The 12,555-nt window shown below is 67.0% G+C and carries 10 protein-coding genes and 1 pseudogene; 8 read left to right on the forward strand and 3 right to left on the reverse strand.

Translation table 11 applies throughout. The features are described 5' to 3' along the window. Positions 1–51: 51 nt before the first annotated feature. The 5 genes and pseudogenes from thrS to yczE all read left to right on the forward strand — a co-directional run bounded on the left by thrS (position 52) and on the right by yczE (position 4,688). Positions 52–2,055: a threonine--tRNA ligase gene (thrS, locus tag DFR49_RS18300; RefSeq protein WP_211325945.1), complete on the forward strand. Its 2,004-nt coding sequence runs from the start codon at positions 52–54 to the stop codon at positions 2,053–2,055. Next, positions 2,052–2,377, forward strand: a pseudogene (locus tag DFR49_RS18305) (YnfA family protein). The gene thrS and the pseudogene DFR49_RS18305 overlap by 4 nt, the downstream one beginning before the upstream one ends. Before the next feature lie 100 nt (positions 2,378–2,477). Next, positions 2,478–3,008 carry a translation initiation factor IF-3 gene (gene infC / locus DFR49_RS18310; protein WP_119037089.1) on the forward strand — a complete coding sequence of 177 codons (531 nt, stop codon included), beginning with the start codon at positions 2,478–2,480 and terminating at the stop codon, positions 3,006–3,008. Then, the gene (locus DFR49_RS18315; protein ID WP_119037090.1) at positions 3,005–3,868 is read left to right on the forward strand and encodes a glycoside hydrolase family 16 protein; all 864 of its coding nucleotides are present in this window, start codon (positions 3,005–3,007) and stop codon (positions 3,866–3,868) included. Before infC ends, DFR49_RS18315 begins: the two co-directional genes overlap by 4 nt. Positions 3,869–4,079: 211 nt before the next feature. Beyond that, positions 4,080–4,688, forward strand: coding sequence for a membrane protein YczE (gene yczE / locus DFR49_RS18320; RefSeq protein ID WP_211325932.1), 609 nt, complete (start codon positions 4,080–4,082; stop codon positions 4,686–4,688). Between the two features lie 27 nt (positions 4,689–4,715). On the opposite strand, the gene DFR49_RS18325 is transcribed toward yczE, so the two are convergent. Further along, complete coding sequence (locus DFR49_RS18325; RefSeq protein ID WP_119037091.1) at positions 4,716–5,105, reverse strand: VOC family protein; 390 nt, start codon at positions 5,103–5,105, stop codon at positions 4,716–4,718. A gap of 109 nt (positions 5,106–5,214) precedes the next feature. On the opposite strand from DFR49_RS18325, the gene DFR49_RS18330 reads away from it, so the two are divergent. After that, on the forward strand, positions 5,215–7,071 hold the full coding sequence (locus DFR49_RS18330; protein WP_245968627.1) for a cation:proton antiporter: 1,857 nt from the start codon (positions 5,215–5,217) through the stop codon (positions 7,069–7,071). A 136-nt stretch (positions 7,072–7,207) separates the two neighbouring features. On the opposite strand, the gene DFR49_RS18335 is transcribed toward DFR49_RS18330, so the two are convergent. Continuing rightward, on the reverse strand, positions 7,208–9,964 hold the full coding sequence (locus tag DFR49_RS18335; protein ID WP_119037092.1) for a [protein-PII] uridylyltransferase: 2,757 nt from the start codon (positions 9,962–9,964) through the stop codon (positions 7,208–7,210). A 104-nt stretch (positions 9,965–10,068) separates the two neighbouring features. Between DFR49_RS18335 and DFR49_RS18340 the strand changes: the two genes are divergently transcribed. Further along, on the forward strand, positions 10,069–10,722 hold the full coding sequence (locus tag DFR49_RS18340) for an extensin family protein (RefSeq protein ID WP_425454962.1): 654 nt from the start codon (positions 10,069–10,071) through the stop codon (positions 10,720–10,722). A gap of 72 nt (positions 10,723–10,794) precedes the next feature. After that, a complete protein-coding gene (locus DFR49_RS18345) occupies positions 10,795–11,760 on the forward strand; it encodes an LOG family protein (RefSeq protein WP_119037094.1) in 966 nt (321 codons plus the stop codon). Positions 11,761–11,831: 71 nt separating this feature from the next. Here the strand turns inward: DFR49_RS18345 and DFR49_RS18350 are convergent, their stop codons facing one another. After that, positions 11,832–12,491, reverse strand: coding sequence for a c-type cytochrome (locus DFR49_RS18350; protein ID WP_119037309.1), 660 nt, complete (start codon positions 12,489–12,491; stop codon positions 11,832–11,834). Positions 12,492–12,555: the final 64 nt, after the last annotated feature.

Raw genomic sequence — 12,555 nt, forward strand, 5'->3', positions numbered from 1 at the left:
ATAAGCCGCGCTCTTTCCACCTTCCAACGAAAGCGCCCCACCGTGTCCGAGATGTTCCGTATCACGCTGCCCGACGGTTCCGTCCGCGAGGTAGCGCCGGGGACTACCCCGGCGGACGTCGCCGCGGCGATCGGGCCGGGGCTGGCCAAGGCCGCGCTCGCCGCGCGGATCGACGGCGAAGTGCGCGACATCATGCGCGCCTTCGAGGGCGATAGCGCGCTCGCGCTGATCACCGCGAAGGACGAGGCCGACGCGCTCGAACTGGTGCGCCACGATTATGCGCACATTCTTGCCGAGGCGGTGCAGCACCTGTTCCCGGGGACGCAGATCACCTTCGGCCCCGCGACCGAGGACGGATTCTATTACGATTTCGCCCCCGCACCCGATCACGGCCCGTTTACCGAGGACGACCTGCCGGCGATCGAGGAGGAGATGCGCCGCATCATCGCGCGCGACGAGCCGCTGATCCGCGAAGTGTGGACGCGCGCGCAACTGATCGAGCGCTGGACGAAGCAGGGCGAGACCTTCAAGGCCGAATGGGCGGCCGAGCTGCCCGATGACGAGGAGCTGACCGTCTACAAGGCGGGCAACGGCGCCGACGCGTGGCTCGACATGTGCCGCGGGCCGCACCTCGCCTCGACGGGGAAGCTCGACCCGCAAGCGTTCAAGCTGACGCGCGTGTCGGGCGCCTATTGGCGCGGCGACCAGAAGAACGCGATGCTGAGCCGCATTTACGGCACCGGCTGGCTCAACAGGAAGCAGCTCGACGCGCACCTCCACCGGATGGAGGAGGCCGGCAAGCGCGACCATCGCAAACTGGGCGCCGAGATGGACTTGTTCCACCTCCAGCAGGAAGCGCACGGCAGCGTCTTCTGGCACCCGCACGGCTATATCATCTGGCGCGAACTCGAGGCGTATATGCGCCGCGCGATCGACGGCGCGGGCTATGACGAGGTCAAGACGCCGCAGGTGATGGACGCGCGCCAGTGGGAGCAATCGGGCCATTGGGGCAAATATCGCGAGAACATGTTCGTCATTCCCGACGAAATCCCCAACACCGAGGACGAAGGCCCGCTGGTATCGGACGCCGCCGAATGGATGGCATTGAAGCCGATGAACTGCCCGGCGCACGTGCTGATCTTCAAGCAGGGGATCAAATCGTATCGCGACCTGCCGTTGCGCATCTACGAGAACGGCTGCTGCCACAGGAACGAGCCGCACGGCGCGCTCCACGGGCTGATGCGCGTGCGCCAGTTCACGCAGGATGACGCGCACATCTTCTGCCGCGAGGACCAGATCGTCGACGAGGTCCGCGCCTTCTGCCAGCTTGCCGATCGCATCTATACCGATTTCGGCTTCACCTATGCGATCAAGCTGGCGCTGCGCCCCGAGAAGCGCTTCGGCAGCGATGAGATATGGGATCAGGCCGAGGCGGAATTGCGCGACGCGGTGGCCAAGGCGGGCTTCGCGACCGAGCAATATGGCTGGGCGGAGCTGCCCGGCGAAGGCGCCTTCTACGCCCCCAAGCTCGAATGGCACCTGACCGACGCGATCGGGCGGACGTGGCAGGTCGGCACGATCCAGTCCGACCGCGTGCTGCCCGAACGGCTCGACGCGAGCTATGTCGGCGAGGACGGCGAGCGCCACCGGCCGATCATGCTCCACCGCGCGATCTTCGGCAGCTATGAGCGCTTCATCGGCATCCTGATCGAACATTATGCCGGCAAGCTGCCGCTGTGGCTCGCCCCGGTGCAGGCGGTAGTGGCGACGATCGTGTCGGACGCCGACGATTATGCGGGCACGGTGGCCGAACAGCTCAACGCCGCCGGAATCCGGGTCGAGACCGATCTCCGCAACGAGAAGATCAACTACAAGGTGCGCGAGCACAGCCTTGCCAAGGTGCCCAACCTGCTCGTCGTCGGCAAGCGCGAGGCCGACGAAGGCACGGTGGCGCTGCGCGTGCTCGGCGGGCAGGGACAGCAGATATTGTCGCTCGACGAGGCGGTGGCGCGGTTGACGAAGGAAGTGACGGCGCCGGATCTGACGCCCGCGTGACCCCGGCGGCGATCGGTATCTATCTCGCCGCCGCGCTGGCCGAGATCGGCGGCTGCTTCGCCTTCTGGGCGGTGCTGCGGCTCGATCGGCCGGCGTGGCTGCTGCTTCCCGGCATGGCCAGCCTCGCGCTGTTCGCCTGGCTGCTCACGCTGTCGACGCCCGATGCGGCGGGGCGCGCCTTCGCCGCATATGGCGGCACTACATCCTTGCTTCGCTGGGCTGGATGGTGCTGGTCGAGCGGGTGCCGGCGACGCGCGGTGACGCGCTCGGCGCCGGGCTGGCGCTCACCGGCTGCTGCGTCATCCTGCTTGCGCGGCGATGATCCGCTAGACAAACCGCGCCCGCGACACCTTTCCATCGCGGCGCACACATATTAGATTGGCGTCAACACCCCTGTCAGGAGAAGCCCTATACGACCCCCAATGCGGCGCCCGCTGGCGCCCCCGCCGATGAACGGCCCGCGTTACAACGAATTCATCCAGAGCCAGAAGGTCCGCGTGATCGATCACGAGGGCGAAAATCTGGGGGTGATGTACACGCGCGAGGCAATCGAGCAGGCAGCCGAGGTCGGTCTCGACCTCGTCGAGGTCTCGCCCAACGCCGATCCGCCCGTCGCCAAGTTCCTCGATGTCGGCAAATTCAAATACGAGGCGCAGAAAAAGGCCAATCAGGCCCGCAAGACGCAGAAGACGCAGGACATCAAAGAGATCAAGATGCGTCCCAACATCGATGACCACGACTATGAGACCAAGATGAAGAAGGTCAACGAGTTCATCGAAGACGGCGACAAGGTCAAGATCACGATGCGTTTCCGCGGCCGCGAGCTTTCGCACGGCCAGCTCGGCATGGCCGTGCTCCGCCGAGTCGCCGACGAGACCGCCGAGATCGCCAAGATCGAGGCGCATCCGCGCATGGAAGGCCGGCAGATGCTGATGGTGCTGTCGCCCAAATGATCCGGCTGCTCGCGGCGGTGGCGGCGATCGCCCTTGCCGCGAGCGCGCAGGCGCAGGACGCGCCACCCCCAAGCCTCGCCGCCCGGAACGCCGCGGTCGATCTGCCGATCGCGGCGCCCGCGCGTGCGCCCGACTGGGCCGACGAGTTCGACACGCCCGGCCTGCCCGATCCGGCGAAATGGGCATACGATACCGCCTGGAACAAGCAGGGCTGGTTCAACGACGAGAAGCAATATTACGCCGCCGACCGGCCCGAAAACGCGCGCGTCGAGGATGGTACGCTGCTCATCACGGCGCGCCACGAGGCGCTGACCAAGGCCAAGGATTACGGCGGGCAGGCCTATACCTCGGCGCGGCTGCTGACGCGCGGCCATGCGCAATGGACGCACGCCTTCGTCGAGGTGCGCGCGCGCCTCGCGTGCGGGCGTGGGGTGTGGCCGGCGATCTGGATGCTCGGCGCCGACGATCGCGCAGGCTGGCCCGCGCAAGGCGAGATCGACATCATGGAGCATGTCGGCTGGGACGAAGGCGTGGTCCACGGCACGATCCATACCAAGGCGTACAACCATGTCGCGGGCACGCAGGTCGGCGCGCAGACACGGCTGGCCGACGCCTGCACCGCGTTCCACACCTATCAGCTCGATTGGACCCGCGACCGCCTGCTGATCGGCGTCGACGGCCGCGCCTATATGCGCTTCGACAATGACGGCAAGGGCGAGGCCGCAAGCTGGCCGTTCGACCGCCCCGAATTCCTGATCCTCAACGTCGCGGTCGGCGGCTGGGGCGGGCAGCAAGGCATCGACGACACCGCCTTCCCGGCAACGATGGCGGTCGATTACGTGCGGGTGTGGGAGCGATAGGGGCCAGCTATTCCACGGCCGGTATTGCGGCCACCGGCACCCTCCTTTCCGTCCATCGCCCCGAATGACATATCGGGCGCCAATAGCGGGCGGGCACGCGACAACGCTGTGGGGGCTCGTCGCGTGGCCGCCCCGGCGTCAGATACCGGCATAATCCCGCTTCAAGCCTCACCGCCCTTTCCCGGGAGGGCAGTTTCGGTAAGGAGCGGCCATGATGATCCGGCGCCTCGTTCAACTTTACGCAGGGCTGTTCGCTTTCGGAATGTCCACGGCGATGATGGTCCGCTCCGATTTCGGGCTCAATCCCTGGGATGTGTTCCATCAAGGCGTGGGAGACCGTACCCCCCTCAGCTTCGGCACCGTCGTCATCATCGCTGGCGCGATCGTCCTGTTGCTGTGGGTTCCGCTGCGACAACGGCCCGGCCTGGGGACGATCAGCAACATTATCGGCATTGGCCTTGCGGCGGATTTCGGTCTTTGGCTGATCCCAGATATCGCGTCGCTGCCCGTTCGCGCCACGATGCTCGTCGCAGGCATCTTCCTTAACGGCGTCGCGACAAGCGCCTATATCGGCGCGGGTTTCGGACCGGGACCTCGCGACGGGCTGATGACGGGCCTGGCCGCCCGCACCGGTCGGTCGATCCGATTCGTGCGCACAGGTATCGAGCTTACGGTGCTCGCCGTAGGGTGGGGGCTCGGCGGCACTGTCGGCATCGGCACGATCCTGTTCGCTCTCACGATCGGCCCTATCGTTCACCGGACACTGACTTTTTTCGCGATCCGTCCGGGCGGATCGGCTGGGGCCAGGATCACCGAATGACGGGGACGGGGACGCGCCCCATCACCATCACCCGTCGCCGGCGGGCGGTTCCCATAGTTCGATCGCATTGCCTTCGGGATCGTGGATGCGAGCGAAGCTGCCGGTTTCGGGGCTGTCCCATTCGGCGCGGGTTTCGATCGCGATGCCGCGGGCGTTCAGTTGTTCGAGCAGCCCTTCGAGATCGGTGACGCGCAGGTTGAGCATCCATTGCCGGTCGGCGGCGAAATAATCGCTGTCTGCCTTGAACGGCGCGAACACGACCGGACCGCCTTCGGTTTTCCAGAACCATTCGTCGGGCGTGCCCGTGCCTTCGGCGGCGCAGCCCGCGCCGATGCCGAGGTGGCGGCGATACCAATCGGCGAGGCCTTCGGGATCGCGCGCCCGGAAGAACAATCCGCCTATTCCCTGTACCGGCATCGTCCTGCTCCTCAAGCGCGGCCAAGGTCGTTCGCCCGGCCTCCACCGCTGGAACCCGGGACGTGCGCCTGTGGTTGCATCGCACGCGCCGAGGCCACAGGAAAGGACGATGTCCGAATCACTGATGCTCAAAATGGCGCTGATCGGCTTGCTGGGGGTCGGCGCGCAATGGGTGGCGTGGCGCACCGGCAAGCCGGCGATCGTGCTGATGCTGATCGCCGGGATCGTCGCCGGGCCGGTGCTCGGCTGGATCGTCCCCGAACGCGATTTCGGCGACTTGCAGGAACCGATCATCAAGCTCGCGGTCGCGGTGATCCTGTTCGCGGCCGGGCTGAGCCTCAATTTCCGCGACCTGCGCCACGCCGGCCCCGCCGTGCTGCGGCTGGTGGTGATCGGGGTGCCGGTGGGCGCGGTGCTCGGCACGCTCGCGTCGCATTACGCGGCGGGGCTGCCGCTCGGCATCTCGGCGGTGTTCGGCGGGATCATGGTGGTGACGGGGCCGACGGTGATCGGGCCGATGCTGCGGACGCTGCGGGTGCCCGCGCGCACCCGCGACATCCTGAAATGGGAAGGAATCGTCAACGACCCGATCGGCGCGCTGCTCGGCGCCGCGATCTATGCCTATATCACCTATGCCGGGGTGTCGCGCGACGCGATGGCGATCGGTTTCGACATCGCCGCGGCGGCGGCGATCGCCACCGGGCTCGGCGTCGCGCTGGGCTATGCCGTCACCACGCTGTTCCCGCGCGGCTACGTGCCCGAATTCCTGATGGCGCCGGTGCTGCTGGTGACGGTGATCGGCGGCTTCGTGCTCGCCGACATCATCAAGCACGAGACCGGGCTGATCACCGTCACGGTGATGGGCGTGGTGATGGCCAACCGGCCGATGTATTCGAGCACCGCGCTACGCCGGTTCAAGGAGGATCTCGCCGTCCTGCTCATCTCGGGGGTGTTCATCATCCTGTCGGCGACGCTCGATTACGAGGTAATCCAGCATTTCCGGCTGCGCTTCGTGCTGTTCCTCGTGCTGCTGCTGTTCGCGATCCGCCCCGCGACGGTGCTCGCGAGCCTCGCTTTCTCGGCCGTGCCGTGGCGCGAGCGGCTGTTCATCGCGTGGATCGCGCCGCGCGGGATCGTCGCGGTCGCCGTCACCGGGCTGTTTTCGCTGCGGCTCGCCGATTTCGGCTTCATCGGCGCGCGCGACCTGCAATCCTTGGGATTCGCGGTCGTCATCGTGACGATCTTCGCGCACAGCTTCTCGGCCTCGTGGTGGGCGCGGCGGCTGGGGATCGACAAGGGCAAGGAACTGGGCGTTCTGCTGATCGGCGCCAACGGCTGGACCAACGCGTTCGGCAGCGCGCTCAAGCAATACGGGCTCGCGGTGACCGTCGCCGATACCAGCAAGTTCGCGCTGCGCGGCGCGCGCAAGCAGGATCTGGAGGTCCACCGCGGCGACGTGCTCGACGAGGCGACGCAGGATCAGCTCGACATGGGCCGGTTCCAGCAGGTGATCGCGGCGACCGAGAACGACGCGTACAACGCGCTGGTGTGCAGCGACCTCGGCCCCGAACTCGGCGTCGATCGGCTCGCGCAGACCGGGCATGACGAGGATCTGCCGAGCCATGTGCGCGCGCGTGTGCTGCTGCCGAGCGGGGCGCCGATCGACGCGTTGCAGGGGCGGATCGAGGCCGGATGGACCTTCAGCCGGACCAACATCACCGAGAAGTTCGGCTACGACCAGTTCCGCGCGCAATTGCCCGAGGGCGCCGAGCCCGTCGCGGTGCTCGACGGGGACAACCATCTGCTGCTGTTTTCGACCAAGGCGCGGCCGGTGATCGAGCCCGGCGACAGCGTGATTGCCTTTTATCCGCCCGAACCGCCGCGTCAGGCAGCGGCGAAGCGTAAGGCGGAAGACGCACCGCCCGAACCGCCCGTCGCCGACGACGGCACGCCGCGCCTGTTCTGAGGGTCGGTTTGATGCGCCTTTTGGCGCATAGCGGGCCGTTCTTCTTCCGATCGGCCAAAGAATGGAACGGTGCTTCGACAAGCTCAGCACGAACGGTTCGGGGCTGCTCTAAAACCAGGTCCCCAGGCCGCCCGAATCAGGCGGCTTCGGCCTCGTCGAGCGTGCCGGCGGCGGCGGCGAGCAGGCGGCGCTCGAGCGCCTTGAGCCGCTGCGCGTTGGCGATCTTTTCGCCGGTGAGATCGGTGACGTAGAAAGTATCGACCGCGCGCTCGCCATAGGTGGCGACATGCGCCGAATGCAGCGTCACCTTCGACTGGAACAGCGCGTGCGCGAGGCGATTGAGCAGCGCGGGGCCGTCGCGGGCGTTGACCTCGATCACGGTGAAGCGGTTCGAGGCGCCGTTGTCGATGATGACGTTGGGTGCGATCTCGAACGCCTCGGCGCGCGCGCGCGGCAGCGGCTTGGCCTTGAGCCGGTCGGCGAGCCGGGTGCGGTTGGCGAAGGCATCCTCGATCGAGGTTTCGAGCCGGGCCAATTGGTCGGGATGATCGAACGGGCGCCCGACCGGATCCTGGACGAGGAAATTGTCGAGCGCCATGCCGTCGCGCGTGGTGTGGATGCGCGCATCGATGATGTTACCGCCGGCGACGTGGATCGCCCCCGCCGCGCGGTAGAACAGCCCCGGATGATCGGTGGCGTAGATCGTCACCAGCGTCGCGCCGCGCTCGGGATAGACCTGCGCGGCGATCGAGAGCGCGGCGTCACCCGCCTCAGCCATCGTACGCGCGTTGCGTGCCAGCACGTCGTCGGGCTCGGCGATCCAATAAGCCTCGGGCAGGCGCCGGACGTGCGCGGCGAAACGCGCGTCGTCCCAGCCCAGCGTCTGGGCGAGCGCGGCCTGCTTGGCGGCGATGCGTTCGCCGCGGCCCTTGTGCTTGTGGCCGAGCCGCAGCACTTCCTCGGCGGCGTCGTAGAGTTCGGTGAGGAGCTGCTTCTTCCAGCCGTTCCACACGCCGGGGCCGACCGCGCGAATATCGACCACCGTCAGCACGAGCAGCAGCCGCAGCCGCTCGGGGCTTTTGACCACCTCGCAGAAATCGAGGATCGTCTTGAAATCGGCGAGGTCGCGCTTGAACACCGTCGCCGACATCAGGAGATGGTGACGCACCAGCCAGGCGACCGTCTCGGTCTCGGCCGCGTTGAGCCCGAAGCGCGGGCACAACCGCCGCGCGACCTCCGCCCCCAGCACCGAATGATCGCCGCCACGACCCTTGGCGATGTCGTGCAGCAGCACCGCCACATAGAGCACGCGCCGCGACGATTCGCCGATATGCTTGAGGATGCCGGTCGAGAGCGGATGCTCTTCCTTGAGCGTGCCGTGCTCGATCTGCGACAGCAGGCCGATCGCGCGGATGGTGTGCTCATCGACCGTATAGTGATGGTACATATCGAACTGCATCTGCGCGACGACGCGGCCGAAATCGGGCACCAGCCGGCCGAACACCCCGGCCTCGTTCATCCAGCGCAGCACGGTTTCGGGATCGCGCGGCGACGTGAGTACATCGAGGAAGAACGCATTGGCACGCGGTTCGCGGCGGATGTCGTCGACGAGCTTGGCGTCGCGGGCGGCGGCGCGCATCGCAAGCGGATGGATTTCGAGCCCGTGCAGGTCGGCAAGCTGGAACAGCTCGACGAGGCGGGCCGGATCAGCCTCGAAGAAATCTTCCGACGGGATCGCCAGCCGGCCGCGATCGAGGACGAAGCCGCGCAGCTTGCCCGGGCGCCGGCGCAAGCGCGGCAGGCCGAACCGGCGACCGCGCGCGGCGAATTTCTCGTCGAGATGGGCGAGGAACAGCCCGGTCAGGTCGCCGACCGCCTTGGCCTGGAGGAAGTAGAATTGCATGAAGCGTTCGACCGGCGACTTGCCAGGCCGATCGGCATAATTCATCCGCCCCGCGATCTCGCGCTGCATGTCGAAGGTCAGCCGGTCCTCGGCGCGCCCGGCGATCGAATGGAGATGGCAGCGCACCGCCCACAGGAAATTCTCGGCACGGTTGAACTGGCGATATTCGGCGCGCGTCAGGAGCCCCGTCTCGACCAGCTCGGCGACGGTGCGGACGTTGTAGGCGTATTTGCCGATCCAGAACAACGTGTGGAGATCGCGCAGGCCGCCCTTGCCTTCCTTGACGTTGGGTTCGACGACGTACCGGCTGTCGCCCATCTTCTTGTGGCGCGCGTTGCGTTCGTCGAGCTTGTCGGCGATGAACTGGCGCGCGGTATCGGCCTGCACCTCGGCCTTGAAGCGCCGCGCCGCCTCGTCATAGAGCGCGATGTCGCCCCAGATGTAGCGGCCTTCGAGCAGCGCGGTGCGCACCGTGATGTCGGCCTTGGCCTGGCGCACCATCTCGTCGAGCGAGCGCGACGAATGGCCGACCTTCAACCCCATGTCCCACAGCGCATAGAGCATCGATTCGATGATCTGTTCGGCCCAGGCGGGTTGCTTCCACGGCGTGATGAAGGCGATGTCGATATCCGAGAACGGCGCCATCTCGCCGCGCCCGTAGCCGCCGACCGCGACCAGCGCGATCCGTTCGGCCGCGGTCGGGTTGGTGTTGGGATAAAGCCGCGTGGTGACGAAATCGTAGAGCAGGCGTAGCAGTTGATCGGCGAGGAACGCCTGCGCCGCCGCTGCCTCCAGGCCGCGCGTGGGATGATCGATCAGGCGGCGCTGGATCTCGGCGCGGCCCAGATCGAGCGCCTGTTTGAGATGCGCGGTGGCCGCCCGGCGCAGCGCGGACGGATCGGCCGCGTCGAGCGCGGCAAGCGCATCGGCGAGCGCGCGGCGATCAATGATCTGGCGGCGGTGCGGCAGGCTGTCGATACGGCTGGTCATCGGCCTCGCTTTACCCGAGCGCCGCGCCGAACAACAGCCGTTCGGCACCATCCGCCGCCGCGCGCCACGACCGGCGTTGCCGTCGGCGGGCGCAGCCCATAGGGTTGCCCCACGTGAAGCGTCTGGTTCCCCTTGCCGCCCTGCTGCTGTCCGGCTGTATCTTCGGCGGCGGGCACACGCCGCCTACCGACCAGCGCCGCACTGGCGCGCCGGGGCCGAGCGCACGCCAGACGCAGATGTGCCATGCCGACCTCAAGCGGATCGGGGTGGCGTTCAACCCGCTGCCGAACCGCGATCGCGGCGGCGGCTGCTCGACGATCGGCACGGTGCAACTGCTCGATATCGGCGTGCCGGTGACCAATCTGGGCGCGATGCGGTGCGGGCTCGCGCGGACATTCTCAGGCTGGGCGCGCAACGCCGTCGCCCCTGCAGCGCGGCAGATTTTGGGCAGCGACCTCGTCAAGATCGAGACCTTCGGCACCTATGCCTGCCGCGCGGTGGTGGGGGTCGCGTCAAACCGGCTGTCAGGCCATGCGATCGCCAACGCGGTCGACATCTCCGCCTTCGTGCTCGCCGACGGACGACGGATCAGCGTGCTCGACGACTGGTCGTCCCCCGATCCGCAGATCCGCGCCTTCATGCGCGTGATCCATAGCTCGGCCTGCAAACGCTTCGGCACCGTGCTCAGCCCCGATTACAACAGCGCGCACCGCAACCATTTTCACCTCGAGGACGACGGCGCCCATTTCTGCCGGTGACGCGGGCGCGCGGCCGGTCTGGCATATGGGCTCCATTGCCGTTTGCCGGGACAGGCCCTAAGTCCCGATCCAATGAGCGACACCAGAGTTCCCTCCCGCGTTTTCCGCGGGGCCAAGCAAGAAGCGGAATCGGCCAAGGACGGCGTTTCCACCCCGCAAACCGAGCATCCGGCGTACCGCCTCGCCTTTCAGGACATGGATTTCCTGTTGCGCGAAGACCTGCGGCCGGTGCGGTTCCAGCTCGAATTGCTGAAGCCGCAATTGCTGCTCGACGAAGCGCATATCGGCTCAACCTTCGTCTTTTACGGCTCGGCGCGGATTCCTGAGCCCGAAAAGGCGCAGGCGCTGCTCGACGCGGCCGAAGGCGAGGCCGCGAAGACGATCGCCCGAAAGCTGGTCGAAAAATCGAAATATTACGAGGTCGCGCGCGAGCTTGCCCGGATCGCGAGCAGCTTTCCGCCCGACGAGAACGGGATGCGCCAGTTCGTCGTCTGTTCGGGCGGCGGGCCGTCGATCATGGAAGCCGCCAATCGCGGGGCCGCCGATGTCGGCGCCGAATCGGTGGGGCTCAACATCGTGCTGCCGCATGAGCAGGCGCCCAACCCGTATGTGACGCCCGCGCTGAGCATGCAGTTCCACTATTTCGCGCTCCGCAAGATGCACTTCCTGCTGCACGCGCGCGCGCTGGCGGCATTTCCGGGCGGGTTCGGGACGTTCGACGAGCTGTTCGAGCTGCTGACGCTGATCCAGACCGGCAAGATCGATCCGATCCCGGTGCTGCTCTATGGCAGGGATTTCTGGAGCCGCGTCGTCAATTTCGAGGCGTTGTGTGAGGAAGGCGTCATCTCGCCGCGCGATCTCGACATCTTCACGATCGTCGAGACCGCCGAGGAAGGCTGGGACGTAGTACGCAACTTCTACCGGGAGCGTCGCGAAGATCGCGCCAACCCGACCGCGGGCAAAGACCCGCAGCCGCCGCTCGAACGCCAGGGCTTCGCCGAGGCGCATGAGGCGGCCAACGAAGCGATCAAGCGCTGACCTTCGACGAGCGATGCCGATAAAAAAGGGGCCGCAATCGCTGCGGCCCCTTTTTCGTATCAGCGGCGGGTTCAGCCGCCTTGCTGGTTCGCCTCGGCTCCGGCGGCCGGAGCGGCGGCGTCGCCCTCGGCGGGTGCCGCCTCGTTGCCGGCGGCCGCATTGGCATCGGCCGGCGCATCGGCCGCAGGGGCTGCGTCGGCGGCGGGCGCCGCCGGCAGCGGCAGGTTCGAGCCCTGCTGGTTGAGATAGAGGATCAGATCGGCGCGATCCTGCGGGTTGGAAAGCCCGGCGAAGGTCATCTTGGTGCCGTTGGCGAACTTACGCGGGCTGGTGAACCACGCATCGAGCGCGTCGAAGGTCCACGTGCCGCCGACCGATTTCAGCGCGTCGGAGAAGGCGAAGCCACCCCGGCCGGTCGCGATCTTGTCACCGACGACTTCCCACAGATTGGGGCCGATGCCGTTGGCGCCGCCCTGCGTATCCGTGTGGCAGGCCGTGCATTTCTTGAACACGTCGGCACCGTGCGCGGCATCGGCGGAGGCGAGTCGCGTCGCGATCGGCGCCACGGCGTCACCGCCCTCGCCGCCTTCGGCCTCGACACCCTCGATCGGGTAGCCCATTTTTTCCGGGCGCTCCGAGTGAAACATCATGCCGCTCAAAATCGAGAGCCCGAGCGCCGCCCCGCACCCTGCCAGCACCCAACCCGCAATCGTATTCGTGCGATTGTCCATCGTATCGATCGAACCCTCTAGAAAACCGGCCCCCGGTTTGCGGCCGCCCACGGAAAAGTCGCCT

The sequence above is a fragment of the Hephaestia caeni genome (assembly GCF_003550065.1).
GTDB classification, from domain to species: domain Bacteria; phylum Pseudomonadota; class Alphaproteobacteria; order Sphingomonadales; family Sphingomonadaceae; genus Sphingomonas; species Sphingomonas caeni_A.

Excerpts from the sequence above, each read along its gene's own strand:
- infC (WP_119037089.1), top strand. The coding sequence starts at position 2,478 with ATGCGGCGCCCGCTGGCGCCCCCGCCGATGAACGGCCCGCGTTACAAC.
- DFR49_RS18325 (WP_119037091.1), bottom strand. The coding sequence starts at position 5,105 with ATGCCGGTACAGGGAATAGGCGGATTGTTCTTCCGGGCGCGCGATCCC.
- DFR49_RS18345 (WP_119037094.1), top strand. The coding sequence starts at position 10,795 with ATGAGCGACACCAGAGTTCCCTCCCGCGTTTTCCGCGGGGCCAAGCAA.
- DFR49_RS18335 (WP_119037092.1), bottom strand. The coding sequence starts at position 9,964 with ATGACCAGCCGTATCGACAGCCTGCCGCACCGCCGCCAGATCATTGAT.
- DFR49_RS18330 (WP_245968627.1), top strand. The coding sequence starts at position 5,215 with ATGTCCGAATCACTGATGCTCAAAATGGCGCTGATCGGCTTGCTGGGG.
- thrS (WP_211325945.1), top strand. The coding sequence starts at position 52 with ATGTTCCGTATCACGCTGCCCGACGGTTCCGTCCGCGAGGTAGCGCCG.
- yczE (WP_211325932.1), top strand. The coding sequence starts at position 4,080 with ATGATGATCCGGCGCCTCGTTCAACTTTACGCAGGGCTGTTCGCTTTC.
- DFR49_RS18315 (WP_119037090.1), top strand. The coding sequence starts at position 3,005 with ATGATCCGGCTGCTCGCGGCGGTGGCGGCGATCGCCCTTGCCGCGAGC.
- DFR49_RS18350 (WP_119037309.1), bottom strand. The coding sequence starts at position 12,491 with ATGGACAATCGCACGAATACGATTGCGGGTTGGGTGCTGGCAGGGTGC.